Source organism: Streptomyces sp. NPDC005303 (assembly GCF_040607335.1).
Classification (GTDB): domain Bacteria; phylum Actinomycetota; class Actinomycetes; order Streptomycetales; family Streptomycetaceae; genus Streptomyces.
This window is the reverse complement of sequence record NZ_JBEXGM010000002.1, coordinates 405,696-429,101: the sequence shown is the minus strand read 5'-3', so window position 1 is coordinate 429,101 and position 23,406 is coordinate 405,696. Positions and strand designations below refer to the sequence as shown.

Below are 23,406 nucleotides of genomic sequence, written 5' to 3'. Positions count from 1 at the left end.
TGTGGCTGGTCGCGCAGTTCCCCGCGCCCCTGAGTGGGTGCGGGGGAAGCATGCCTGGCTGCACCCACCCGCCCGCGCCTACAGTCTCGCCGCCGCCGAACCCTTCAGGTACTCCAGGTCGAACACGTCCGCCATCCGCTCGTACCCCTTGTCGTTGGGGTGGAGCCGGTCCCCCGAGTCGTACATAGGGCGGAGACTGCGGGGGGCGTAGGGATCCCGCAGCGCCCTGTCGAAGTCGATCACCGCGTCGTAGACCTTGCCCGAACGGATCGCCGCGTTGACGGTCTGGCGGACGCCCTCGCGGGCCTCGGTCCAGGTGGTGCGCTTGCCGACGGGCATGAGGGTGGCGCCGACGACCTTGATGCCGCGCGCGTGGGCCTGGCGGACCAGGTCGCGCAGGCCGGTGAGGAGCTTCTGGGGGTCGACGGTGCCCGGCGTGCGGAGGATGTCGTTGATGCCGAGGTCGATGACGACGATCTTGACGTTGGGGCGGTCGAGCACGTCCCGTCGGAAGCGCCGGATGCCGGCCTGGTTCTCCAGGGGGCGTCCGCGGGCGTCCGCGAGGACCCGGTTGCCGCCGATTCCCTCGTTGACGACGCTGTAGCGGGGCAGCTCCCGGCCGGTGGCGAGCGCGGTGCGCAGGCGCAGGTTCAGGTAGTCGGGCCAGCGGGCGTTCGCGTTCATGGAGGAGTTCTTGCCGTCGGTCAGCGAGTCGCCGAAGGCGACCACCGTGCCGTCGGCCTCGTCGCTGAGCACGTCCAGCGCGGTGAGATACCGCCAGTGGTCGACCTGGTCCGTGTACCCCGCCCCGGTCTCGTCCCCGGTGAGGTCGCCCGGTCCGGCGTACGACGTCTGGCGGGCCGTCGGATGGTAGGTGACCGGGCCGGACAGGCTGGGGGAGTAGGTGGTGACCAGGACGTCCGCGCCCGCCGGGACGGCCAGGGCGACGGCGTCGCTGAGCACCTGCGCGCCCGCCGGGATGACGACCGTGGTGCTGGCGGCGAACGTGAGCCGCCGGGTGGTCCCCGCCTCCGCGGCGGGGGTCGCCGTGCCGGCGGCGAGGGCGAGGGAGGCGTGCGTGATGGTCAGCGCGGTCCGGCCGTAGAGATTGGACAGCGTGATACGGGCACTCGTACCGCCGACGCTGGTGTGGACGACGTTGCGGACGGAGCGGCCGGTCATGCCCTCGGCCTCGGTGCCGGGCTCGGCGCCGACCGGGGAGGCGGACCAGGTGCCGACCCAGACTCCGGCGGAGGCGGGCGCGGCGGAAGGGCGTACGGCGCGGGAACCGGACAACGAGGTCTGGTCCGTGGTGCCGTTGTCGGCCGCCACGCCGACGTAGATGGCGGTGGACAGGGCCACGATCACGGCGACGATCGCGGCGAGCAGGGCGTAACCATGACGCCGAGTCATGTGGTGCTGTTCTCCTAGGGCGATGGGAGCCCGAGGCTCCGATCTGATGAACCCATGATGAGGCATGAATCCGGGGAGAAGTGACGAGACCCCCTCCGGTTCCCTCGTCCGGACCGACCCCGGGAACTCTTGTTCTGCTCCGGGAGTCCGTCAGGAAGGGACAATGTGTGAGGGATCACCGAACGGGTGGAGCGGATGGAACGCACGAAACCTGAGGAAACGGGACCGTCCGACGCGGGACCGTCCGACGTCGAGCGGCAGGCCCGCAGGGACGGAGCCGTGCCGTCCACGAGCCGTGCCGCCCCCGCTTCGGCCGTCCGTGCGATGAACACCTTCAGCGCCGCGGACCTGGAGAAACAGCGCGGGGTGCGGCGCATGAAGCTCACCGCGACCGGGCTGCTGCTGTTCGTGGCGGTGGTGTACGTGCTGACCACGTGGGCGCACAACTCCGGGGCCGGTCCCTGGGCCGGCTATGTCGCCGCGGCCGCCGAGGCCGGCATGGTCGGCGCGCTCGCCGACTGGTTCGCGGTCACCGCCCTCTTCCGTCACCCGCTCGGCCTGCCCATCCCGCACACCGCGATCATCCCCACCAAGAAGGACCAGTTGGGGGTGTCGCTCGGCGAGTTCGTCGGCGAGAACTTCCTCTCGGAGGAGGTCGTACGACAGCGGCTGCGTGCCGTGGGGATCGGCAGCCGGCTGGGCGTCTGGCTGGCCGAGCCCGAGCACGCCGACCGGGTCACGGCGGAGCTGTCGGCCGCGCTCAGGGGCGCCCTGACCGTCCTGCGGGACTCCGACGTCCAGGCCGTAGTCGGCGAGGCGATCACCCGGCGGGCCGACGCCCAGGAGATCGCGCCCGGCATCGGGAAGATGCTGGACAAGGTCGTCGCCGACGGCGGTCACCGGCGGGTCGTCGACCTGGTGGTGGCCCGGGCCCACGACTGGCTCGTGCTCCATGACGAGCAGGTCATGGACGCGGTGCAGGGGGGCGCGCCCGGCTGGACCCCGCGGTTCGTCGACAAGAAGGTCGGCGAGCGGGTCTACAAGGAGCTGCTGCGGTTCGTGACCGAGATGCGGGACATGCCGTCCCATCCGGCGCGCGGCGCGCTGGACCGGTTCCTGACGGACTTCGCCTCCGACCTCCAGTCCGACACCGACACGCGCGCGCGTGTCGAGCGGCTCAAGGGCGAGGTGCTGGGGCGCGGCGAGGTGCAGGATCTGATCGCGTCCGCCTGGACCGCCGTACGGTCGATGATCGTCTCCGCCGCCGAGGACGAGCGCAGTGAGCTGCGGCTGCGGGTGCGGGCGTCGCTGTTGTCGCTGGGTGCGCGGATGGCCGTGGACCCGAAGGTGCAGGCGAAGGTCGACGGGTGGGTGGAGGGGGCCGCGGTGTACGTGGTCACCACCTACCGGCGGGAGATCACCTCCCTGATCACCGACACGGTGGCCGGGTGGGACGCCGAGCACACGACGCGGAAGATCGAGGCGAACATCGGCCGCGACCTGCAGTTCATCCGGATCAACGGCACGGTGGTCGGATCGCTCGCGGGATTGTTGATCTATACCGTGTCGCGGGCGCTGGGGGCGTAGGGGAGCAGGTCGGGGGCACCCGGGTGGGGTTCGTTCGAGGATCGCTCGACGAGGAGGGAGCCCGTCCGTGACCACCGCCCAGGCCGATACCGGCCGCACCGTGACGACCAACATCCCCGCCAGACTCGACCGGTTGCCCTGGTCACGCTGGCACTGGACGATCGTCATCGGGCTCGGCACCGTGTGGATCCTCGACGGCCTGGAGGTCACGGTCGTCGGCAACATCGCGAGCCGGCTCTCGGAGCCCGGCAGCGGACTGTCCATCTCCTCCGGGCAGGTCACCGGTATCGCGGCGGCGCTGTATGTGGCCGGTGCGTGCCTGGGTGCGCTCTTCTGGGGGCGGCTCACGGACAAGTGGGGCCGCAAGAAGCTGTTCATGATCACGCTGGCGGTGTATCTGGCGGCCACGGCGCTGACGGCGGTGTCCTTCGACTCCTGGTGGTTCTTCCTGTTCCGGTTCCTGACCGGCTTCGGGATCGGCGGCGAGTACGCGGCGATCAACTCCGCGATCGACGAGCTGATCCCGGCGCAGTACCGGGGCCGGGTCGACCTCATGATCAACGGCAGCTTCTGGCTGGGGGCGGTGGGCGGCTCGCTGCTGTCGATCGTCGCGCTGAACACGGACATCTTCGCGAAGGACGTGGGCTGGCGGCTGACCTTCGCGCTGGGCGCCGTGCTGGCCTTCGTGATCCTTATCGTACGGCGGCATGTACCGGAGAGTCCGCGGTGGCTGCTGATCCACGGGCGGGACGAGGAGGCCGAACGGATCGTCACGTCGATCGAGGAGCAGGTGGAGGCGGAACAGGGCTCCACGCTGCCGCGGCCCGAGGGTGAGATCACGATCCGTCAGCGGCGCAGCGTGTCGTTCGTGGAGATCGCGCGGACCGTGTTCTCGGACTACCGGCGCCGGTCGGTGCTCGGCTTCTCGCTCTTCATCGGCCAGGCCTTCCTCTACAACGCGATCACCTTCGGCTTCGGCGCGATCCTCACGACATTCTTCGACGTGCCGACCGGGAACACCGGGTACTACTTCGCGGTCATCGCGATCGGCAACTTCTTCGGGCCGCTGCTGCTGGGCAAGCTGTTCGACACGGTCGGGCGACGAGTGATGATCTCGTCGACCTACCTGCTCTCGGGGCTGCTGCTGTTCGCGACGGCCTGGCTGTTCGACCGGGGGTCGCTGAGTGCGAACACGATGACGGCCTGCTGGTGTGCGGTGCTGTTCTTCGCGTCGGCGGGCGCGTCGAGCGCCTACCTCACGGTGTCCGAGGTGTTCCCGATGGAGACCCGGGCGATGTCGATCGCCTTCTTCTACGCCCTGGGCACGGCCGCGGGCGGCATCAGCGGACCGCTGCTGTTCGCCGACCTCACGAGCACGGGGAAGGTCGGCGACACGGTGCTGGCGTTCCAGATCGGCGCGGGCCTGATGTGCGCGGCCGGCCTGGTGGCGGCGTTCCTCGCGGTGCGGGCGGAGCGACGGTCCCTGGAGGACATCGCGAAGCCACTCACAGCAACGTGATGCCTCCGGCGGTTGGGCGGGGGCGGTCGTCGGGTGTCTGAGGTCGTCGGGTGTCTGCGGGCCGGTGGGGGCTGGTCGCGCAGTTCCCCGCGCCCCTGAGGCCTGCGGCGGCCTGTGCGGGTGCGTCGCCGCCTGGTGCGGAGACGCACCCGTCCTGGACGCAGGGTGACAACAACCCCCTAGGGGCGCGGGCAACTGCGCGACCGGCCACGACGCACCCGCACCCGCTGGACAACCGTCGCGGGCGGGCGAAGTGCGGCGAACGGTCCGTCCTCGCGCGGGCGACTGCAACCCCCTAGGGGCGCGGGGAACTGCGCGACCAGCCACAACGCACCCGCACCCGCCCGACAACCTGACCCGGCACCCCCTACTCCGTACCCCCGCGCCGCACCCGATCCCGCCGCCGCAGCAGAAGCAGTCCCCCCGCCACCGCCGTGATCCCCGCCGCCGCGGACCACCCGACGATGTCGTCGGAACCGGTGGCCGCGAGGTCCTGGCCGGCGGCGGGGGACGCCGTACCCCCGGAGGAGTCGGCGGAGTCGGCGGAGTCCGAGGGGGCACTCGCGCGCCCCGCCGGGACAGGCGAGGCCCCCGTGTCCGCCACCCGGTCCCGCGTGAACGCCAGCGTGCCGAAGCCCAGTTGGTCGTACCCCCCGCTGTTGGGGCCGTAGTCCCCACCGCCCCCCTCCGGCGAGGACTTCGCCGCGACCCGGGTGAGGTACGACGCCGAGAGCCCCCGCCGCTTCGTGTAGTGGTTGGCGATCATCGCCCAGATGGGGCGGGTCATCGCGGGGTCGACGCCGGCCGCTGCGGACGCCGTCTCCCTCCCGGACCAGCCCCCGATCGCACCCTTCGCCCGGGTGTTGGCCGTGTAGGAGACCTCCCCTCCCATGCTCCACTTCGCCACGTACTGGGCCCCCTTGAGGAACCGGCTGTCGTCGTAGCCGTACAGGTCGTACCCCTGGTTCCACGCCATCTCGCAGAACGTGCCCATCAGCCCGACCCCGAGCAGCGCGTGCCCCTGGTCCCGGCCCGCCTCCAGCCACTCGCCGAGACCGTCGCCGGTCACGACGGGGATGGCGTTCCTGATCGCGCCGAGCCCCTCGCCGTGCTTGAAGTAGTCGATCGCGCGGGCGACTTGGGCCCTGTCGTCGCAGAAGATGCCGGTGGCCAGGACGCACGCCATCGTGCACAGGTCCCAGTTGGTCCAGTAGTTGGTGACGACGGCCCCGTTGTGCCGGACCAGGAAGTCGTCGCTGAGCGGGGCGAAGACCTTGCTGAGCATCTCCTGGAAGCGGGAGAGGTCGAAGCCCGGGTGGTCGCGGACGAGTTCGGCGGCGTTGGCGAACTGGTAGCCGTAGAGCCCGGCGGCGAGGAAACGGTCCGCGCTGCCTTCGAGGGAAGTCAGCTTCGCCGACCAGGCGTTGAGGATCGCCACGGCGGTGTCGGCATGCGCGCTGTCGCCGCTGACGTGGTACCGGAGGGCGTTCTGGTAGGCGGCGTGGATGTCGTTGTAGAGGGTCGCGTAGTTCTGGGGGCTGCCCGCACCCCGGTACACCGTCGCCTGCGGGTTGGGCGTCCAGCCGCTCTGCGCATGGCGGTTCGCGGTCAGCCTGGCGAAACCGGCCGTGTAGGGCGCGGCGCCCGCCTTCACCTTGGCGGCCATGCGGGCGAGGTCGGCCCGGGTGTGCAGCAGGCCCGGGTGCGCGAAGGCGGAGTCGGCGGCGACGGCGGTGGCGGGCAGGGCCGTGGCGGCGGTCACCGCGACACCCGCGGCGCCCGCTGCCTTGAGCATGCCGCGGCGGCTGATCTGTGAAGTCACGAACGTCATTCCTCGCGTGCCGGTGGCTGGGGACGCTCAGGAGACGCGAGGGTGGAGCGGTCGATAACAGAAAAGGTCGATGACAGAAAAGGGAACAGCGAAGGAGCCGTGCCCATGAGCATCCGCAGGATCATGCCCGACATCCACGTGGAGTCCGGGGAGGCCCTGACCGCGAACCGTGACTTCTACGGCCTGCTCGGCTTCGAGGAGGTCATGGACATGGGGTGGGTCGTCACGCTCGCGTCACCCGCCAACCCGACCGCCCAGATCAGCTTCCTCACCGAGGAGCGCACCGCGCCCGTCGTCCCCGACCTGAGCGTGGAGGTCGAGGACGTCGACGCCGTGTACGCGCAGGTCGTGGCGTCGGGAGCGGAGATCGTACGGGAGCTGCGGGACGAGGAGTGGGGCGTACGGCGCTTCTTCGTCCGGGATCCGAACGGCCGGGTGGTGAACGTACTGACCCACCGGGCCGGGGGAGCGAGGGTCCGGTGACTCTCAGGCGTTGCGGTCCGCCACCGCCCAGGACGCCAGTGCCACCGCGCCCGCCACGCCGAAGACCGCGGGCCACGCGCCCACCTTCTTGGCCAGCGGGTGGGACCCGGCGAAGGCGGCCACGTACGCCGCCGACAGTGCCCCGGCCGCCTTCCCGCCGGCCCGCTCCCGCCACTGCTGGGCCGCAGCGGCCCCGGCGACGGCCAGCACCGCCCCGCCCAGCTGCCGCTTCTTCGTCCAGCGGGCCACGCCGTACCCGCCGACGAGCCCGCCCGCCGCTACCAGCGCGCTGGGAACCTTCGCCATGTCTGCCTCCTGACGCTCATGATCGGCACGGTCACGACCGACCCCGCCGACGGTCCGAGGCTAACTCCGGGCCGGTCCCGAAAAACGAACCTGAGTCGGAGCTTGTCAAGTTTCCTGGCTTCGAGCTATATAAGAAGGCGTAGGCATCGCACCGCAGAGTCTGTGGAAAGGAGATGGACTGTGATGCTCATGCGTACCGACCCCTTCCGTGAGTTCGACCGGCTCACGCAGCAGGTTTTCGGTTCCAACGCCCGTCCCGCCGCGATGGCGATGGACGCGTACCGGTCGGGAGACGACTTCGTCGTCCACTTCGACCTCCCCGGTGTCGACCCCGAGTCGATCGACCTGGACGTCGAACGCAACGTCCTGAACGTCCGCGCCGAACGCCGCCTCCCCGCCCCCGAGGGCGCGGAGATGATCGTCGCCGAGCGCCCCACGGGCTCGTTCACCCGTCAGCTCTTCCTCGGCGACACCCTCGACACGGAACGTATCGACGCCTCGTACGACGCCGGTGTCCTCACCCTGCGCATCCCCGTGGCCGAGCAGGCCAAGCCGCGCCGCATCCACATCACGGGCGGCGACAGCGGCCGCAAGCAGATCAGCCGCTGACGCAGGCCCCATATCAGGCGGTGGCTGCCCGAGCCCCGCATCAGACAGCGGCGTCCCGCGGGGCGATGTGTCCGTCCCGCGGGACGCCCGGAGCAACAACCCAGGAGACCCCGTACATGAGCGCGAACCGACCCAGCTGGACCGGCCTCGTCGAGGCGGTGCAGGACGCCGGACAGTACGTGACCCCGGCGGAGGCGGAACACGTCCTGCGCGTCGTCCTGTCCGCCCTCGGCGACCACGTCACCGGCGAGGAACGCGTCGACCTGGCCCAGGCCCTGCCCGAGGAGGCGGCCAGGGTCCTCGCCTCCCGCATCCCGCTCAACACACCCTTGCCGGCACCGGAGTTCGTTGACGCGGTGGCCGCCCGTATCGAGGACGCGACCCCGGCGACGGCCCGCTGGCACGTCAGCTCGGTGCTGAGCGTGCTGCCCGAGCTGGTGGGCCACGAACTCGTGGACCGGGTGCTGGACCGACTGCCGTCCGGTTACGCCCTGCTGTTCGGCAAGGCGGAGCTGGTCCTCACAGCCTGACGCTCCCGCCCGCTCAACGGTCCTCGCCCTTGCGCGCCCCGGCCCGCAACCGCAGCTCCGTCACATAGGCGGAGGAGACGGCACAGCCGACCGCGGCGAGGGCGAGGATCACGGCGACGGGAGTGACGTACCCGGGGACCTCGTCGGCCGGGTAACCGCCGCCGTCGCTCGTCTCACAGACGAAGGAGAGGGGCAGGAAGCTCACCGAGTAGTCGATGACGTGAACGGCCCGCTCATCCGTACGGCATGGCAGGATCGGCGACGAGCCCGCCCCGCCGTCCTCCGCCTCCAGGACCGCGCCGCCGACACACAGCAGGCCCCACGCGTACACGGCGGCCGCCACCGCGCCCGTCAACGCGGCCAACCCGCGCAGAGCGGCGGGGAGTTCGGCGCGGTGCGTGAACCAGTCGGCGGTGCGGCCGCCGCCGTAGCCGAGGAGTGCGAACGCGGTGACCACGAGGATCAGGATGAACAGTGGGATCAACCAGAACATCCCGGCCCCCTGACTGATCGTTTCCGGGTCCGCCCGAGTCCAGCAGCACAGGATGCGAACGGCTGTGGCGGAGCCCACAGTTCCGGCAACAGGGCTGTCACAGACGGGACGTGGAAAACAGCTGGCGCTCGGCGCGCGGGTCGGGCGAGGCTTCCCTCACGTACGCAACCCAGGCGAGGGGGAGCAAAGTTGAAGCGCCTCACCACCCACCTCACCGTCGGCGACGGCACCCGCATCGCCTACCGTGACCGCCCCGGCCCCGGCCCCCGCCCCGAACCGTCCGTGCTGCTCCTGCACGGACTCGCGGGACATCTGGGCGAATGGGACGACCTGGCCGGGCGCTTGGAGTCGGCCGGGCACCGCGTGGTCTCGTACGACGCCCGTGGCCACGGTGAGAGCACCCGCCGCCCGGCGTCGGTGAGCCGGGCCGCCCATGTCGAGGACGCCGTGACCCTGCTGCGGGAACTGGATCTCGCTCCCGCGATCCTCGTCGGCCAGTCCCTCGGCGGCCATACGGCGATGCTGCTCGCGGTGGACCATCCAGGTCTGGTCCACTCCCTGGTCCTGGTCGAGGCGGGTCCGGCGGGACGCAGCCCGGAGCTGCCCGGTGAGATCGCGGGCTGGCTGGACAGCTGGCCCCTTCCCTTCACGTCCTTGGAGGAGGCGACGGCCTTCCTCGGCCACGAGGCATGGGCCCGGGGGCTCGAGGAGCGGGCGGACGGCCTTCGTCCACGCTTCGACCGTGACACGCTGGTCCGGACGATGAGGGAACTGGCCGTCGACGGCTACTGGCCGCAGTGGTCGCGGATCCGCTGTCCCACACTCCTCGTGCGCGGCGCGTCCGGCACCATGAAGCCCGCGGAGGCGGCCGAGATGCTGTCCCGTCGCCCGGACATCCGCACGGCCGTCGTCCCGGGCGCCGCCCACGACGTACACCTGGACCAGCCGGAACTGCTCCACCGGGAGATCGAGAAGTTCCTGGCCGGCCGACGAGCCGACGAGCCGACGAGCCGACGAGCCGACGAGGAGAAGCCCGTGACGTACGTCTTCCTGGAGACCCTGAGGCTGCGGCTGCGGGCGTTCACCGAGGCCGATGAAGACCATCTCGTCGCCCTCAACAGCGACCCCGAGGTGATGCGCTTCCTCACTGGCGGCGCGCCCACACCCCCCGAGACGATTCGCACCCGCACCCTTCCCCGCCTCCTCCACGACCACCCCGGCCTCGGCACCCGCGGCTACTGGGCGGCCGAGGAGAAGTCCACCGGTACCTTCCTCGGCTGGTTCGAGTTCCGTCCCCTCGACGACGGCAGCCCGGCCGTCGTCGAACTGGGCTACCGCCTGAACAGGGCCGCCTGGGGCCAGGGTTACGCCACCGAGGGCTCCCGCGCCCTCATCGACAAGGGCTTCACCGACCTCGGCGTCGAACGCGTCACCGCCAACACCATGACCGTCAACAAGGGCTCGCGCCGCGTGATGGAGAAGTCCGGCCTGACGTTCCTGCGCACCTTCTTCCGCGACTGGCCGGAGGCGATCGAGGGGTCGGAACAGGGCGAGGTGGAGTACGAAGTGCTGCGCACCGACTGGGAACAACGCCGACGCGAGCAATCATGAACACCGGCCGCCCGCTCCTCTACCTCGACGTCGACGGCCCCCTCAACCCCTACGCCGCCAAGCCCGAACGCCGCCCCGAGGGCTACACCACCCACCGCATGAAGCCCGAGGGCTGGCTGGCCCAGCACCCCGGCCTGCCCCCGTCCCGCGTCAAGCCCCTTCGGGTCTGGCTCAACCCGTCCCACGGACAGGCCCTGTTGAAGCTGACCGACCGCTACGACCTGGTCTGGGCGACCACGTGGCGCGAGGAGGCGAACACCTTCATCGCCCCCGTCCTCGGCCTCCCACCCCTCCCCGTCGTCGACTGGCCCACCATGCTCACCCCCGGCCCTGACGGCACCTTCTGGAAGACCCACCACCTCGTCACCCATGCCGAGGGCCGCCCCTTCGCCTGGCTCGACGACGAACTCGACGACAGTGACCGGCAGTTCGTCGCCGCACACCATGACGGTCCGGCCCTGCTGCACCGGGTCGACCCCCGACTCGGGCTGCGGGAAGCGGACTTCGCCGAGCTCTCGGCCTTCGCGCGGGGCCTGTGAGGGCGATCCCCGGACCTCAACGCCCCTGCCCACGGGTGCCGAGCGCCGTCTCACACCTCGTCGAGCAGCGAGGCGAGCCCGTGGTCGAGGTCCGGGCCCAGATCCTCGGTGCCGGGCTCGACGACGTCGTAGGAGCGCAGCAGGAAGCGGCGGAGGGTGGCCGTGCCGAAGCGGATCACGGCGAGGCCCAGCGGGGAGTGGAGCTCGACGACGGTCCGGGCCCATCCGCACGGCCGTATCCGTACGTCCCCCGCCCCGGCGGGCGCCTCGAGCCCCTCCTCCAGCAGCGCCCGCCCGAACATCCACGTCACGCCCTCGCCGTCGGCCGAGACATGCGCGGGGAAGTCGATGTGCACGGCGAACGGCTCGGCGGAGCTGTAGCGCAGCGTGGGCCGCACCGGGAGTTCCGGGTGGGCGGGGCTGATCAGGCGGGCGCGGACGGTCTGTTGCAGGCTGGTGAGGCGCATGGGAGGCGTTCTCCGTCTCGGGTGGGGCCTGGGGCTCGGGGCCTGGGGCGCGGGGCTGTCGGGTCCATTGCCTTGTCGAGTGGCCGGAGTACCGATCGATTACGCCACGACGGACGACAACTTCTGTGATCTGAATCACGTCCGGAACTGAATGATTGAAAGTTTTGTCATCTACGCTGACAAACTCTTCCGACCCCCCACCCGCCGGGAACTGGAGCGTTCCTGCATGACCGACCAACCCGCCAGAGTGCCCGCCCGGACGTCCCCCGCCGCGACCGCCGCTTACGTGCGGATCTACGAGGAGGAACAGCCGCGCCTCGTCGCGTACGCCCGCTCACTCACCCGTAACTCCTGGGCGGCCGAAGACCTCGTCGCCGAGGCGCACTTCCGCGTGTGGCGGCGGCTGTCCGCGGGGCACAAGATCGACAACGTCCCGGCGTACCTGATGACGACCGTCCGCCACCTCGCCTCCTCCGTCGCGAGCGCCACGCACGAGACCCCGCGCGACCCGCAGGTCCCGGAACAGGCGTCGGCCGGACACGTGGTCGACCCGGCCGAACAGGTCTCCGCCACCGACCTGTTGGTGCGTGTCCTCGGCGAACTCCCCGAACGCTGGGTGCGGGCCCTGTGGCTCGCCGACGCCGAGGGCCAGCCGCTGGAGACGGTCGGCCGGCAGATCGGCGCCAAGCAGGGCGCGACGGCCGTCCTGCTGCACCGGGCGCGCGAAGGCATGCGCCAGGCGTTCCTGCGCTCGCAGACCGAGGCGCCCGACGACCCCGCGTGCGAGGTCCACTGGGTCCGGATGCCGGCCTACGTCCGCGGCAACGCCACCCCGCGCCAGTCCGAGCGCCTCCTCGCCCACGTCGACGACTGCGACGGATGCCGCGGGCGCCTCACCGTCCTGATCCGCGCCAACGACCGGCTGCCCGCGCTCGTCGGCCCCGCGCTGCTGGTCTTCGCGGTGGGCGGCGGTGCAGGGAAGTTCCTCGCGTCGCTCACGGCCGGTTCCGTGGGCTCCGCTTCGGCGACCGGCCAGGGCGTTCTTCGTACGGCCCGTGCGGCGGGCCCCAAGACCAAGGCCGCCCTCGCCTCCGGTACGGCAGCCGCGGCGGTCGTCGCGGTCGTACTGGCCCTCGGCCTGAACGAGTCCCCCACGACGGTGACTTCGCCGGAGAGGCTGCCGGTGGCGCAGCCGCCGGTGGCGGGGCCGTCGGCGGGGGCGGTGGGGAACGCGCCAGGGGGTGCCTTGCCGGTCGAGGCCGAGCGGAACCAGGACCGGCACCAGGATCGGGATGGGGATGGGGACGGGGATCCGGGCGACGGGGTGGGGGCGGTCGTCGCGGAGGATGGCGGGGGATCCGAGAACACGGGTGACTCCAGGGGCGGTTCGGGCGGCGCTGACGGCGACGGTGTCGTAGACACCCCGGGAGCACCGGAGCAGCCTGCACCGGGGGTGCCGGATCCTCGGCCCAGCCCCGTGGACCCCGCGCCGGAAGTGCCTGACCCCGGGCCCAGCCCTGTGGGGCCCGAGCCGGAGGTGCCCGACCCTGGGCCCGGTCCAGTGGGGCCTGAGCCAGGGGTGCCGGATCCGAGTCCCAGCCCTGTGGAGCCTGAGCCGGGGGTGCCCGACCCTGGGCCCAGCCCCGTGGACCCCGCGCCTGAAGTGCCTGACCCCGGGCCCAGCCCCGTGGACCCCGCCCCGGGAGACGAGGAGCCGGAGCCGGAGCCGCCCGTGGAGTCGACGCCTGCCCCGCCGAAGGAACAGCAGCCCGAGCCCGAGAAGCCGGAGCCGGGCACGCCGGGGGAGGGGCAGCCCGTACCGGAGCCCGGCACCCCGACGCCCACTGATCCCGCACCGGTCGAGGACACACCGGACCCGCCGACGTACTCGGAACCGCCCACCGCGCCGGAACCACCGGGAGGACGGGAGTCACCGGAGATGCCTGATCCGTCAGCCCCTCCGCCGGACCCGTCACCCGAGCCCGCCCCCACCACCCCCTACACCCCTCCCACCCCGGGCGACCACTGCGTCCCCGGAACACCCGCCCCCGGCAGGGAAGCTGAACCAACGTAGAAACAGCCGACGCCAGCCCCGCCGTCAGGTGGGCGGGGCAGGAACCCGCACCCCGCACGGGTCTACGACCACCTGCTCGGCGGCGGGGTGGCCCGCACGCTCACCTGAACCGTTACTGGTGGTACGGCTGCTGCGGGGCCTGTCCGCCGTACACCTGGCCCCCCTGCCCGCCCGAGCCGGCCTGCGTCTGCAACCGCTCCGCGTCCTCCGCGCTCACCTTGTTCTCCGCCCCGCAGAAGGTGCACTGCGTCGCGTACTTGGTGGAGATCGGGAACAGCGGCACGAAGAACAGCGTGAACTTCGTGACCCGCTTGCGCAGCGTGTGCGCGGCCGGGTTCCCGCAGCGCCCGCACACCAGGGTGAGTATCGCGAGCTGGTACAGGTACCCCTTGGTGCCAAAGAGGATGAGCATGGTGCCGCCTTCCGGGATCGGTGCTTGAGAGGCAGTATCCCCGCCCCGGATGCCCGCACCGAGCGCCGCTCACGTCCGGCCGCCCTCACTCCGCCGACGATCAGTCGCAGTCCACCGAGTGAATCGCCGGATAGACCGGATTCCCGCTGCTGCCATGGACGACGAGGACGCCCTCGCCCCGGCCCCACGTCAGCTCGTACGACCCCTCGGCCACGGGCCGGTACCCGTCGTCGGCGAACCAGGACCCCGACGGCCCCCACGCGACCCCGGTGGAGCCCCCCACGCCGTACACCTCACCGCTGCCCGCCATCAGGAACGCGGTCTCCCGTACGACGGCCGTGCAGCCGCCGGGCCCACTGGGTCGTAGGACGAGGTACTGCGCCCCCAGGTCACCCAGGACCCCGAACCCGACGCTCACGACGGCCAGGACCGTCAACAGCACGTACCCGAATCGGCGCGGCACGTATCGCCCGGCCGTCACCGCCGTATCGCCGTCGTCAGGGGCCGAGCGTCGCCGTCGTACGCCATGAACGCCCATGAGCACCAGCGACACGACGATCAGAGCCCCACCCAGCACCCACGCCGGAACCACCCGCCCGGCGACGACCACCAACACGCTGCCCCAGCTCACCACGGCCGCGAGCACGAGCCCCAGGACACAGACGGCCTGGTACGGAAACGGCGGCCTGGCCGCCAGGCGGGCCCGCCACTGCGCAAGGTCCATCAGCGCACCCTAGCCGCGAACTGCCCAGCACAGAGCGGCGGTTGCGGTTCTCAGGCCTCCACGCGGCTCAGCGACTCCATCGCCTCGCGCTCGATGCGCGCCAACTCCTGGAGGGCCGAACCCGCCCGTACGAGGAACCGGTCCTCGCCCGACTCACCGGCCCTGGCGATCAGCGCCGCGACCTCGGTCCACAGGGTGGCGGCCTCGGCGTACAGCCGGTGGCCGGTCCGTAGACGATCACTGTCGACGAACTGCTCGCACTCGGCGAGGAAGTCACGGTAGAGATTGCGGAACAACGCACCCCCGGTCCCGGCCCTCTCCATCAGCAGCGCGGCCTGCGGCAGATCCCGCCCCGGGTCGTCACTCCGCCGAAGCCAGGTGCGTACGGCCTTGCCGGCCTTGTCGATGCCACGGTGCCCCAGGTTGGCGATGGGCGGGTTGAGGAAGGCGTGGGCGCAGGCGGTGATGGCCGGAACGATCCTCGTGTGAGCAGCGGGCAGGTCCGGGGGCGCGGTGACGGTGAACGACCGGTGTTTGGCAGCCATGGGCCCCCGAGCCGCTCTGGCCTCGGCCAGACTCGCCAAACTGGTGGACACGGCACCGCCCTGCTGCTCGGTGTCCACGAGCCGGGCGACCTCGTCGTCATAGCCGTACATGGCGACGACATGCCCCCCGAAGTGCACCTTCGCCGTGAAGTACTCCAGGTGATAACTGTCGAGCTGCAGCCCCACAGGTCGCCCGGCACCGATAGCCTCCACGACATTCGCCCACGCCCTGCGTGGCGAGGTCGTCTCCCGCACCTGAAGCCCGAGCCCAAGAACATCAGCCAGATTCCGACAGACCTCGAACGGCTTCACCCGCCCCCCGAGAAACGGGAACCCCATGCTCTTGCTGTCCCAGTAAACGAAGGACAGCCCACGGCCCAGCCCGAAGAGCATGGGTTCGGAGAGGTCGATGCCCTGGTGGCGCAGGAGTACGCCGAGGGTTGTGGTCTCGCAGTGCTGCGTCCCGCGGGGGTCGATGCCCTGCACGATGGTCATGCGGTGGCCTTCTGATGCAGGTGATCCGACCAGGCCGTCTCGGCGCGTGAGCCTTAGAGCTTGGGCTCTACGGGGAAAGGCAGCTTGTCCGCCCAGCCGGCCAGGGCGGAAGCTGCGATCTCGCGGGCCTCGCCGCCCGCGGAGGTCTCCGTGAGAAGAGTGCGCTCAGCGTTGGGGAGGGCGAGTTCGCGGTAGTACTGAAGGTCCTCGAAGCCGTTGACGGCGACGTCGTGACTGGTGGCGGCGTACACGAGACGAGGGATGCGCGCCCAGTAGCAGGCGGTCAGGCACATGGGGCAGGGCTCGCTGCTCGAGTACATCACGGCGTCCTCCATCAGATGGCGCCCGAGCTTCGTACCCGCGGCACGCAGAGCCATGACCTCGGCGTGTGCCGTGGGGTCACGGAGTTCGACGACCGAACTCGTACCGGTGGCGACGACTTCGCCGTCGATGACGACAATCGCGCCGAACGGGGTCTTGCCCTCGTCCTCCAGGGCGTGGCGGGACAGTTCGATGGCCTGGGTGAGGAAGTCGTGGTCCTGCGGGGTCTCGGGAGCGTAGGGCACCTTGTCTCCAAGTGTTCCGTCGAGCCGGTTGCGGGTGCACTTACATGTAGATGGAGGGGTCAGCGTCGCCGAAGGGGCCGTCGAAATCCATGTCGTAGCCGGTGAGGGGCGTGGTGGCCCCGGCGGTTGTGACGGTGTGCAACGCCAGTTGGGCCTTGTGGGGATCGGTCCAGTCCCCGTTTTTCAACAGTTCGACCATATCCGGGATGTCTGCGCCGGACTGGTCGCCGCGGAGTATGAGCCGGTGGATGCGCGGGACGGCTGACGAGTCGGCTGGGCAGAGCAGCACTCCGGTGGCGGAGAGCCGCTCGTGCCACTCGGCGAAAGCCAGGTCGACAGCGGGTGGTCTGGAGATCGTCTCGGGCGTGAGAGGGAGGTTGTGCAGGACAACGCGGGTGAGGGTGAGACGGTCCCCGCGTCGCAGCTGGGCGGTCATGATGGCCTGGTCGACCTCGTTGCGGAAGGCTGTGAACTCGGGCTGGAGCCAGACCTGGCCACACTGCACGACCACGGCCGATGCCACGTCAGGAGCTTCGAGCTCGGCGAGACGTTCGCGCCAGGAGGCCATGTCTATGACGGGTTCGGTCACGTTCCCTCCCGGGTGTGAGCGCCGACAAGTTGGAGGACAGCCAGGCCAGTGACGACGGCCTCGGCGGGGTCGCTTGCTTCAGCGGCTCCGGGCAGCACCCGGGTAGCGAGGCGAGCGGTCGCCTGCAGGGCGGGCGCGGGGAGTGCGGCGAGGAAGTCGCGCAACTCGGAGTCGCTCTCGGTGGGAGCGAGCGGGGCCAGGCGGCAGGCGATGGCGAGCACCATCGCGGCGGGCCGCCGCTGAGGCTCGACCAGGGGGACGGGCAGCCGGTAGGTACGGCCGCCTCGGGCATGCCGTATCCCCGCCGCGGCCGAACCAGGAGGGTCCGCGCGGCAGACGAGACTCAGGAGGGCCTCGCGGGCCTCGGCTGCCGTGGTGAAGTAGCGGTGGGTGGCGAAAGTCCGCAGATAGGCGCCCAACAACTGGTGATCGGGCGTGAACTCGGGTCGTACCAGCTCCGGTGGATGAGACAGCCGGGCATCGCGCAGGGTCGCGAGCGCCGTCACAGACACGAGGGCCCAGAAATGGTCGTAGTCCTCCTGCGAACCGAAAACCCGTCGGGCAGCGTCGGTTTCAGGCGTGGCCACGCGGCCTTGACCGCCGTACAAGGACTGACGTAACTGGCTGAGGATGGAAGCTCCATCCCAGTAGTTCCCCATGAACTTGGTACCGGTGAGGAGTTCGTACGTCCCGTAGAGCGAGCTGGCCTGATGGGCGCCATGGAATTCGGTGAAGTCGCCAGTCCAAAGCAGCACTTGGAGCGGACTGGTGAGAATGGAACCGCGTTCGTCGTGGTGGGTGGCGGACTTGGGGTCGGGGTCGACGCAGCGCAGGATCTTCAGCCGGGCGTCCGTGGTGAGCGCGGCCAGCTCACGGGCGGCCCGACTGGAGGCGACGCCACGCACCGACATCAGCAGGGCGGTGTTGGCGAGCCATGCGAGGTAGCGGCTGAGAGCGCCGAGCGGTGGAGCGGGGTCGGACAGCCGTCGGCAGTGACCGATCACCGAGTCGATGAGCGCGTGTGCGCAGGAGACGACCTGGATCGGATCGGCGCCACCGGCGAGAGTGGCCCGTGCGAGGCGGTGCAGCACATCGAGATGAACGGTGATGGTGTCGTCGACGGCCTCGACCGGCACCTCCGCATCCACCAACTGGTCGACGAGATGCCGGATGGCGGTGGGATCGTTGCCGGTCGCGGCCTGACTCACGGTTCCCAGATAGGAGTTGACGATGGGGTCGTGCTCAAGGCCGGGGGCGGAAGAGCCGGGACGGCTGCTGCGTCCACTGCCGCTATTGCCTCCCTGTCGAGCCAGGGCCTCGGCCAAGGTGCGGCGCAGCAGTTGATTGCGGCCACCGATGCTGGCCAGCCCGAAGAGCCGAACGAAGGAAAAGACCCCGTAGATGTTCGCCAACAGGAACAGCAGCGCTCCGTAGGTGGCACTGGCGACGTTGTCGCCGAGCAGCCCACAGCCGGTGAACAGCGCCGCGAACCATCCGATCAGCACCCACTCCCGGAACGCGATGTGCCCATCGATCGCCCGTAACGACGGCCACGAGCTGGCGGCGGAAAAGGTCAACGCGAAGATGACCGCCTCACCGGTCAACAGCGTCGCGAAGAAGGCGATGCTGAACTGGGTCGCGTCGACGACATCGTCGTGGCTACGGGGATAGGCGAGAGCGACGAATGCGAGGCCCACGGCGCACAGGAACAGCCAGATCTGTCTCCATACCTGCACTGTCGCTCCGTGTCCCCTGAGCCTCCGTGGTGTCGCTCAACTCTTTCAGGGATGACGGAGGTTGCCAACAGGTGATCAGGTCGGTTCGGAGTCGACCGGTCAGTGCGGCAGGTTGAGGCTTGCCAGGAAGCCAGCCCAGGTGGGCGCTGACACGGTGAGGTGCTGATGCTCGGGGCGCTTCGAGTCCCGTATGAGTACACCGGACGGGATGACCGCGGCTTCAACACACTCGGTCGCATTGCCACCGCTGTAAGACGACTTGAACCAGGCAGACTCAGACGCAGTCATGGGACCGACGGGCATTCACAACTCCTTGCGGGCGCGATGGATCAGGGCGGAGGAGGCCTCCATGTCCAACGCTTGTGCGCGGAGGTACTCGAACGCAAGTCTGTATCGGTCCAGTTCCTCGTCCTTCTCCAAGAAGAGGGAGCCGGTGTGGAAGTCGACGTACACGACGTCCAGGCCTGGTTCGACGCCGCCGATGATGACGAAGCTTCCCAGAGCAGCTGCGTGTGCTCCTTTGGAGAAGGGCAGAACCTGAAGCGTGATGTGAGGCGACTCGTTGGCTTCGAGCAACCGGTCGAGCTGCTCCCTCATGGCCGCCGGCGACCCGACGAGACGACGGATCACGGACTCGTCGAGGATGGCCCACAGGCGAGGCGGCTTCGGCCGGGAGAGGATCTCCTGCCGCTTCATGCGGATGTCCACTAGCCGTTCGATCTCCGCCGGTTCCAGCGGCACTTCGTTGGCCTTCTGCAGCGCGGTGCTGTACGCACGGGTCTGGAGGAGGCCGGGGACGTAAACGCACGCGAAGTGGCTCTCGTGCACCGCCTCGTCTTCCAGAGTGAGCAGCAGGTTCATGCTCTCCGGGATAGTGTCGGCGAAGGAGCTCCACCAGCCCTGCTGCTTAGCATCTTTGGCCAGCCTGACAACCGCCGTACGCTCGGCCTCGGTTGCTCCGTACTCGCGGCAAAGCGCATCGATGACGATCCACTTGACTGGTCCGGCCTGGGTTTCGTACCTGCTCACCGTCGCTTTGGACACGCCGACGAGTTTCCCGGCCTCCTCAAGCGTCAGACCCCTGCGGGCGCGCAACTTGCGCATTGTCGCGCCTAGTTGGCGACGCCGGGTTGTGGTGCGTTCGGGCATGCGGCTCCTCCGCCAAGTACCAGGTCGTCAGGCCCGGTGGTTCTCATCAGGCTAGGCAGGGAGCACCTGGACCCACCATCAGATTCACCCGATGGGTTCTCGTGAGAAGTTACACAGCGAGACTTCTCTGTGCCATGCTCGCTTCCAGATCGCTACACAGCGCAGTCGTGAGAACACGGAAGGTGCGACAGCTGTGTGGCTTGGGAGGGAGGAATAGCCATGCCTGGCTACGAGGTGTCCGAGCCCCAGCTCCGCTGTGTCCTGCCATTCGAGGCAGTGCCGACGGAAGTGCGCCTTCTCCGGAAGGCCGCTGCCAAGCAGCTGAGCCGTTGGGGCGTGTCCGCAGCAGCAGACGAGACGGAGTTGCTCGTCACAGAGCTGGCGACAAACGTCTTCAAGCATGTCGGCGAAGGCGTATCGGCGACTTTGGTCCTTGAGTGGAGGGGAGAGCGGCTGAGACTTGAGGTTCACGACAAGAGCCAGGTGGTGCCGGCGCCCAAGTCGACAGGCTGTGACGCGGAGTGCGGCCGAGGGCTTCACCTCCTTGCGGCGCTGGCTGTGGACTGGGGAACGGTCCTCACCGCTGTGGGCAAGGCAGTCTGGTGTGAGATCGCGATCACCTCGGGGCAGGCGTGCCGACGCATCGAGCGGGCCGTTGAGGCGCTGGAGAGATATCAGGGCCGCATCGGGGGCCTCGGCCTGCTGGGAGTAAGGCGGGAGATGGCCCTGGAGGAGTCAGCGATCGAGCTGATCGCGGACCTCCTCCACTGGACCGCCGCCCGTGGCCATGATCCGGACGACATGCTCGACCGCGCTCAGGTGCACTACGAAGCAGAAGCGGACGCAGCCTAGTGGCCGACATCCTGAGCGGACTTCTGCATCTCGTCCCGGAGGGCGGTTGGTGTACGCCAGGATTCTCCGGGACGGCTCCTGTGGCACATCCGGTGGCAGTTGGCGCATACGCAGGCAAGGTCGTCGAGCCAGGTCTCTCGGGTCCCGGAGGCGTAAAGGGGAGTGACGTGGTGCACTTCGATGTAACCCTCGCCCAGGTCTCCGTACGTGCGGGCGAAGTCGAAGTCGCAGACCTCGCACCGGAGCGGGCGCCCGCGACGCTGAACTTGCTTGATCTTCAGGGCGCGGAGCTTCGGGTTGCGCTCGCGGGCCAGGGCGCGACGGACGAGGAGGCGTCCCTCAATGGCGGACGCGCCGCTCTCGTCGACTTCGTCGGGCTGCGGAGGGATGCGGTGCAGTTCCCCAGAGGCAATGCCCTCCTCAAGCGTCTCGGCGGCTTGAAGCATCTCGACCTCTCGGTCCGAGAAGGCATCGATCATGAGCAGCGTGGGCTTGCCGCAGCGGGTGGCCTTGCCGGAGTACAGCTTGTGGTTCGACATGAAGTCAGTGGTCTTGCGGCTCACGCTGTCCGGAGACCGAAATCCGGGAAGGGCGCGTTCCTCCGGGGAGTGGATCGGGAGCGAGCGGATCAGCTCAGACAGCTCCTGGACCTCCCGGTCGTTGGTCCGCAGCTCGCGCCAGCCGTTCTTCACGACCAGGGCTCCGGCCAGTACAAGTTCGTCCTCGGTCCAGGCAGGTATCCGCATGTGCAATATCGTATGAGTGTTCGGCGTGGCGGAGGGTGCGTTCAGCGAACCGCGGGACGTGCTGCAAACTTGGTGAGGTCTCGTTGTCAGTGGGGTCTGTCACCCTCAGTGATGGTGGATTGCGCAATGTGTCTGCCGTTGTACGGCTGTAAGGAGGGGGCATGACCCACACGATGGAACCTGAGCGCTCTGCGGAGACCAACGAGCCTGAGTTCACCTCGATCGAGATCTGCGCTGGCGCGGGCGGGCAGGCTATCGGCCTGCATCAGGCAGGGTTCGGACATCTTGCGCTGGTCGAGATCGATCCGTACGCGGCAGCGACGCTCAGGATGAACGTCATCTCTCACCCAAAGTGGCTTTGGGAGCGGGACAACTGTGACGTCCTCCCGCCGACGGACGTCAAGAGCTTCAAACTGGAGCATCTGCAGAAGAGCGCGAAGCTGTACCGCCAGCGTGGGCTCGACCTTTTGGCGGGAGGAGTTCCTTGTCCTCCGTTCTCGCACGCGGGCAAGCAGCTCGGCAAGGACGATGAGCGCGACCTGTTTCCGCGCATGCTGGAGCTCGTCAAGGAGCTTGAGCCACGAGCCGTGATGATCGAAAACGTGCGCGGCATCATGGACCCGAAGTTCGAGAACTACCGGGAACAGATCAAAGCACGGCTCCAGAGCGGCTGGTATGAGGGGGAAGACGGCCAGAAGGTCTGGGACGACGGGCTCGGCTATGAGGTATGCGAATGGGGCATCTTGGAGGCCAGTGACTTCGGAGTGCCTCAGCTTCGTCCTCGCGCAATCCTGGTTGCCTTCCGGAAAGACGTACTGAAGGACGTCAAGTACGAGTGGCCCACGCCGACCCACGACGAGCCCGTCAGCGTCGCAAAGGCGCTAGGACCGTCCATGCTGGCCAGGTACAAGCCCTACTTCGAGGGTGTGTATGCCGAGGTGGCGCGAGAGAGCCATCGGCTCTGGCTCGATGCCGCAACTCGTCGCCATGAAGAACTCCTGGAGCGTGGGGGCGGAGGCATCGCCCCCACGCTGGTCGGTGGGTCGAAGAAGCATGGGGGAGCGGATCTTGGCCCCAGTCGTGCGAAGGCAGCGTGGAAAAGCCTTGGTGTAAACGGTTTGGGTGTCGCCAACGACCCTGAGACGTGCAAGAAGAAGGAGACCGAGGCCCGCGACCTCTTCGGGCCGAACGGACCGATGCTCACGGTGCAACAGGCGGCCCTTATCCAGGGCTTTCCGCCTGAGTGGGAGTTCTCGGGTGGGAAGACCGCTCAGTACCGGCAGGTGGGTAATGCCTTCCCGCCGCCTGTGGCCAAAGCGGTTGGCAGGTCGATCGCTGATGTCCTGAGGGCCGCGCGCGAGCGCGACAGCAAGAAGGACTGATCACTCTTCCTGCTCGACCATCCCGTGTAGCTGATCTCGCTGCTTGGCGACTTCTGCAGCGATCCGGCCCGCGCACTCCGTGGCCGATTCGTGTTCCCAGAACCGAAGCACCGTCCAGCCGGCTGCTTGCAGCCGCTGGTCGGTGTCACGGTCGCGAGCCATGTTCCGGGCGACCTTCTCTGACCAGTAGCCGGGGTTTGTCCTGGGAGGCACATAGTGCTCTGGGCAGCCATGCCAGTAACAGCCATCAATGAAGACAGCGACCTTCGTTGGGCGGAAGACCATGTCGGCTGTGCGACGCAGGTCTGACAGGGGTCTTGCGGCGACCCTGTAGCGGAGCCCCTGAGCATGCACGAGTCGGCGGATCAGACGCTCGGGGGTGGTGTCCCTGCTGCGAATGGCCTGCATGTTGCGGCGCCGTGCGGCAGAGGAAGCCCAAGAACCCTGAGGAGGAGTCCAGTTGTCAGACACGCCTGCTCTTCCCGGTGTTGATCAGTAAGCTCAGATCCGCAGCATGCGGATGGTTCCGTCGGTGATGGGAGTAGTTTATGCCAACACCAGCCTGCAGTGCGGAGTTTGGGCTGGATTGTAGAGTTGCGCCGTAGGGGTTCGCGATTCTCGTGCGGAATCTGGTCGCGAGGGGTGTGTGTTGGCGACCGGACCATCCGGGTGAATGACACCTGCATTATCGCTGCGATTTATTGGTGGTCCCGGTTTAACTGCCTGATTTTGTAAGAGGAGTGGGTTT

25 protein-coding genes and 1 pseudogene are annotated in these 23,406 nt (G+C 69.1%); 11 read left to right on the top strand and 15 right to left on the bottom strand.

Going from position 1 to position 23,406, the window contains the following annotated elements; translation table 11 throughout:
- Window positions 1–78: 78 nt before the first annotated feature.
- Window positions 79–1,413 (bottom strand): SGNH/GDSL hydrolase family protein, encoded by a 1,335-nt coding sequence (locus ABZT93_RS05905; protein WP_356099513.1) that lies wholly within the window; start codon window positions 1,411–1,413, stop codon window positions 79–81.
- A gap of 195 nt (window positions 1,414–1,608) precedes the next feature.
- On the opposite strand from ABZT93_RS05905, the gene ABZT93_RS05900 reads away from it, so the two are divergent.
- Together ABZT93_RS05900 and ABZT93_RS05895 are read left to right on the top strand one after the other, a co-directional pair.
- A complete protein-coding gene (locus ABZT93_RS05900; protein WP_356099510.1) occupies window positions 1,609–3,000 on the top strand; it encodes a DUF445 domain-containing protein in 1,392 nt (463 codons plus the stop codon).
- A 67-nt stretch (window positions 3,001–3,067) separates the two neighbouring features.
- The gene (locus ABZT93_RS05895; protein WP_356099507.1) at window positions 3,068–4,519 is read left to right on the top strand and encodes an MFS transporter; all 1,452 of its coding nucleotides are present in this window, start codon (window positions 3,068–3,070) and stop codon (window positions 4,517–4,519) included.
- A gap of 367 nt (window positions 4,520–4,886) precedes the next feature.
- On the opposite strand, the gene ABZT93_RS05890 is transcribed toward ABZT93_RS05895, so the two are convergent.
- Window positions 4,887–6,314: an alginate lyase family protein gene (locus ABZT93_RS05890; RefSeq protein ID WP_356099798.1), complete on the bottom strand. Its 1,428-nt coding sequence runs from the start codon at window positions 6,312–6,314 to the stop codon at window positions 4,887–4,889.
- A 141-nt stretch (window positions 6,315–6,455) separates the two neighbouring features.
- Between ABZT93_RS05890 and ABZT93_RS05885 the strand changes: the two genes are divergently transcribed.
- Entirely contained in the window at window positions 6,456–6,833 is a 378-nt protein-coding gene (locus ABZT93_RS05885; protein ID WP_356099504.1) for a VOC family protein, read from the top strand.
- 3 nt (window positions 6,834–6,836) lie between these two features.
- Here the strand turns inward: ABZT93_RS05885 and ABZT93_RS05880 are convergent, their stop codons facing one another.
- On the bottom strand, window positions 6,837–7,139 hold the full coding sequence (locus tag ABZT93_RS05880; protein ID WP_356099501.1) for a hypothetical protein: 303 nt from the start codon (window positions 7,137–7,139) through the stop codon (window positions 6,837–6,839).
- Between the two features lie 183 nt (window positions 7,140–7,322).
- Here ABZT93_RS05880 and ABZT93_RS05875 point away from each other — a divergent pair, with 183 nt between their 5' ends.
- Complete coding sequence (locus tag ABZT93_RS05875) at window positions 7,323–7,748, top strand: Hsp20/alpha crystallin family protein (protein ID WP_356099499.1); 426 nt, start codon at window positions 7,323–7,325, stop codon at window positions 7,746–7,748.
- Between the two features lie 116 nt (window positions 7,749–7,864).
- The gene (locus ABZT93_RS05870; protein ID WP_356099496.1) at window positions 7,865–8,278 is read left to right on the top strand and encodes a DUF2267 domain-containing protein; all 414 of its coding nucleotides are present in this window, start codon (window positions 7,865–7,867) and stop codon (window positions 8,276–8,278) included.
- A gap of 13 nt (window positions 8,279–8,291) precedes the next feature.
- Here ABZT93_RS05870 and ABZT93_RS05865 read toward each other — a convergent pair whose 3' ends face one another.
- Window positions 8,292–8,771, bottom strand: coding sequence for a hypothetical protein (locus ABZT93_RS05865; RefSeq protein ID WP_356099493.1), 480 nt, complete (start codon window positions 8,769–8,771; stop codon window positions 8,292–8,294).
- Between ABZT93_RS05865 and ABZT93_RS05860 the strand changes: the two are divergent.
- The 3 genes and pseudogenes from ABZT93_RS05860 to ABZT93_RS05850 form a co-directional block, all read left to right on the top strand.
- Window positions 8,673–9,716, top strand: a pseudogene (locus ABZT93_RS05860) (alpha/beta hydrolase); the annotation flags it as partial. The gene ABZT93_RS05865 and the pseudogene ABZT93_RS05860 sit on opposite strands and share 99 nt — an antisense overlap.
- Before the next feature lie 90 nt (window positions 9,717–9,806).
- The gene (locus ABZT93_RS05855) at window positions 9,807–10,382 is read left to right on the top strand and encodes a GNAT family N-acetyltransferase (protein WP_356099795.1); all 576 of its coding nucleotides are present in this window, start codon (window positions 9,807–9,809) and stop codon (window positions 10,380–10,382) included.
- A complete protein-coding gene (locus ABZT93_RS05850; protein WP_356099490.1) occupies window positions 10,379–10,921 on the top strand; it encodes an HAD domain-containing protein in 543 nt (180 codons plus the stop codon). Before ABZT93_RS05855 ends, ABZT93_RS05850 begins: the two co-directional genes overlap by 4 nt.
- 50 nt (window positions 10,922–10,971) lie before the next feature.
- Here ABZT93_RS05850 and ABZT93_RS05845 read toward each other — a convergent pair whose 3' ends face one another.
- Window positions 10,972–11,388, bottom strand: coding sequence for an SsgA family sporulation/cell division regulator (locus ABZT93_RS05845; protein ID WP_356099487.1), 417 nt, complete (start codon window positions 11,386–11,388; stop codon window positions 10,972–10,974).
- Between the two features lie 226 nt (window positions 11,389–11,614).
- On the opposite strand from ABZT93_RS05845, the gene ABZT93_RS05840 reads away from it, so the two are divergent.
- Window positions 11,615–13,462 carry a sigma-70 family RNA polymerase sigma factor gene (locus tag ABZT93_RS05840; RefSeq protein WP_356099485.1) on the top strand — a complete coding sequence of 616 codons (1,848 nt, stop codon included), beginning with the start codon at window positions 11,615–11,617 and terminating at the stop codon, window positions 13,460–13,462.
- A 112-nt stretch (window positions 13,463–13,574) separates the two neighbouring features.
- On the opposite strand, the gene ABZT93_RS05835 is transcribed toward ABZT93_RS05840, so the two are convergent.
- The 8 genes from ABZT93_RS05835 to ABZT93_RS05800 all read right to left on the bottom strand — a co-directional run bounded on the left by ABZT93_RS05835 (window position 13,575) and on the right by ABZT93_RS05800 (window position 19,678).
- Window positions 13,575–13,874, bottom strand: a complete 300-nt coding sequence (locus ABZT93_RS05835; protein ID WP_356099482.1) for a zinc-ribbon domain-containing protein — start codon at window positions 13,872–13,874, stop codon at window positions 13,575–13,577.
- Window positions 13,875–13,974: 100 nt separating this feature from the next.
- Window positions 13,975–14,598 (bottom strand): hypothetical protein, encoded by a 624-nt coding sequence (locus ABZT93_RS05830; protein ID WP_356099479.1) that lies wholly within the window; start codon window positions 14,596–14,598, stop codon window positions 13,975–13,977.
- 50 nt (window positions 14,599–14,648) lie between these two features.
- A complete protein-coding gene (locus ABZT93_RS05825; RefSeq protein ID WP_356099476.1) occupies window positions 14,649–15,638 on the bottom strand; it encodes a BtrH N-terminal domain-containing protein in 990 nt (329 codons plus the stop codon).
- Window positions 15,639–15,691: 53 nt separating this feature from the next.
- Window positions 15,692–16,204 carry a nucleoside deaminase gene (locus ABZT93_RS05820; protein ID WP_356099474.1) on the bottom strand — a complete coding sequence of 171 codons (513 nt, stop codon included), beginning with the start codon at window positions 16,202–16,204 and terminating at the stop codon, window positions 15,692–15,694.
- A 40-nt stretch (window positions 16,205–16,244) separates the two neighbouring features.
- The gene (locus tag ABZT93_RS05815) at window positions 16,245–16,793 is read right to left on the bottom strand and encodes a hypothetical protein (RefSeq protein WP_356099472.1); all 549 of its coding nucleotides are present in this window, start codon (window positions 16,791–16,793) and stop codon (window positions 16,245–16,247) included.
- Window positions 16,790–18,490 carry a hypothetical protein gene (locus tag ABZT93_RS05810; RefSeq protein WP_356099469.1) on the bottom strand — a complete coding sequence of 567 codons (1,701 nt, stop codon included), beginning with the start codon at window positions 18,488–18,490 and terminating at the stop codon, window positions 16,790–16,792. Before ABZT93_RS05810 ends, ABZT93_RS05815 begins: the two co-directional genes overlap by 4 nt.
- 138 nt (window positions 18,491–18,628) lie before the next feature.
- Entirely contained in the window at window positions 18,629–18,817 is a 189-nt protein-coding gene (locus ABZT93_RS05805) for a DUF397 domain-containing protein (protein ID WP_356099792.1), read from the bottom strand.
- A gap of 15 nt (window positions 18,818–18,832) precedes the next feature.
- Entirely contained in the window at window positions 18,833–19,678 is an 846-nt protein-coding gene (locus ABZT93_RS05800; protein ID WP_356099467.1) for a helix-turn-helix transcriptional regulator, read from the bottom strand.
- 219 nt (window positions 19,679–19,897) lie between these two features.
- Between ABZT93_RS05800 and ABZT93_RS05795 the strand changes: the two genes are divergently transcribed.
- Window positions 19,898–20,530 carry an ATP-binding protein gene (locus ABZT93_RS05795; RefSeq protein ID WP_356099465.1) on the top strand — a complete coding sequence of 211 codons (633 nt, stop codon included), beginning with the start codon at window positions 19,898–19,900 and terminating at the stop codon, window positions 20,528–20,530.
- On the opposite strand, the gene ABZT93_RS05790 is transcribed toward ABZT93_RS05795, so the two are convergent.
- Window positions 20,527–21,276: an HNH endonuclease gene (locus ABZT93_RS05790; RefSeq protein WP_356099462.1), complete on the bottom strand. Its 750-nt coding sequence runs from the start codon at window positions 21,274–21,276 to the stop codon at window positions 20,527–20,529. The two genes, ABZT93_RS05795 and ABZT93_RS05790, sit on opposite strands and share 4 nt — an antisense overlap.
- Window positions 21,277–21,437: 161 nt before the next feature.
- Between ABZT93_RS05790 and dcm the strand changes: the two genes are divergently transcribed.
- Window positions 21,438–22,658 (top strand): DNA (cytosine-5-)-methyltransferase, encoded by a 1,221-nt coding sequence (gene dcm / locus ABZT93_RS05785; RefSeq protein WP_356099459.1) that lies wholly within the window; start codon window positions 21,438–21,440, stop codon window positions 22,656–22,658.
- On the opposite strand, the gene ABZT93_RS05780 is transcribed toward dcm, so the two are convergent.
- Window positions 22,659–23,129 (bottom strand): very short patch repair endonuclease, encoded by a 471-nt coding sequence (locus ABZT93_RS05780; protein WP_356099456.1) that lies wholly within the window; start codon window positions 23,127–23,129, stop codon window positions 22,659–22,661.
- Between the last annotated feature and the right edge of the window lie 277 nt (window positions 23,130–23,406).

Coding starts and splice junctions, on each gene's coding strand:
- ABZT93_RS05905 (WP_356099513.1), bottom strand. CDS start 1,413: ATGACTCGGCGTCATGGTTACGCCCTGCTCGCCGCGATCGTCGCCGTG.
- ABZT93_RS05900 (WP_356099510.1), top strand. CDS start 1,609: ATGGAACGCACGAAACCTGAGGAAACGGGACCGTCCGACGCGGGACCG.
- ABZT93_RS05890 (WP_356099798.1), bottom strand. CDS start 6,314: ATGCTCAAGGCAGCGGGCGCCGCGGGTGTCGCGGTGACCGCCGCCACG.
- ABZT93_RS05885 (WP_356099504.1), top strand. CDS start 6,456: ATGAGCATCCGCAGGATCATGCCCGACATCCACGTGGAGTCCGGGGAG.
- ABZT93_RS05880 (WP_356099501.1), bottom strand. CDS start 7,139: ATGGCGAAGGTTCCCAGCGCGCTGGTAGCGGCGGGCGGGCTCGTCGGC.
- ABZT93_RS05875 (WP_356099499.1), top strand. CDS start 7,323: ATGCTCATGCGTACCGACCCCTTCCGTGAGTTCGACCGGCTCACGCAG.
- ABZT93_RS05870 (WP_356099496.1), top strand. CDS start 7,865: ATGAGCGCGAACCGACCCAGCTGGACCGGCCTCGTCGAGGCGGTGCAG.
- ABZT93_RS05865 (WP_356099493.1), bottom strand. CDS start 8,771: ATGTTCTGGTTGATCCCACTGTTCATCCTGATCCTCGTGGTCACCGCG.
- ABZT93_RS05850 (WP_356099490.1), top strand. CDS start 10,379: ATGAACACCGGCCGCCCGCTCCTCTACCTCGACGTCGACGGCCCCCTC.
- ABZT93_RS05845 (WP_356099487.1), bottom strand. CDS start 11,388: ATGCGCCTCACCAGCCTGCAACAGACCGTCCGCGCCCGCCTGATCAGC.
- ABZT93_RS05840 (WP_356099485.1), top strand. CDS start 11,615: ATGACCGACCAACCCGCCAGAGTGCCCGCCCGGACGTCCCCCGCCGCG.
- ABZT93_RS05835 (WP_356099482.1), bottom strand. CDS start 13,874: ATGCTCATCCTCTTTGGCACCAAGGGGTACCTGTACCAGCTCGCGATA.
- ABZT93_RS05830 (WP_356099479.1), bottom strand. CDS start 14,598: ATGGACCTTGCGCAGTGGCGGGCCCGCCTGGCGGCCAGGCCGCCGTTT.
- ABZT93_RS05825 (WP_356099476.1), bottom strand. CDS start 15,638: ATGACCATCGTGCAGGGCATCGACCCCCGCGGGACGCAGCACTGCGAG.
- ABZT93_RS05805 (WP_356099792.1), bottom strand. CDS start 18,817: ATGACTGCGTCTGAGTCTGCCTGGTTCAAGTCGTCTTACAGCGGTGGC.
- ABZT93_RS05800 (WP_356099467.1), bottom strand. CDS start 19,678: ATGCCCGAACGCACCACAACCCGGCGTCGCCAACTAGGCGCGACAATG.
- ABZT93_RS05795 (WP_356099465.1), top strand. CDS start 19,898: ATGCCTGGCTACGAGGTGTCCGAGCCCCAGCTCCGCTGTGTCCTGCCA.
- ABZT93_RS05790 (WP_356099462.1), bottom strand. CDS start 21,276: ATGCGGATACCTGCCTGGACCGAGGACGAACTTGTACTGGCCGGAGCC.
- dcm (WP_356099459.1), top strand. CDS start 21,438: ATGACCCACACGATGGAACCTGAGCGCTCTGCGGAGACCAACGAGCCT.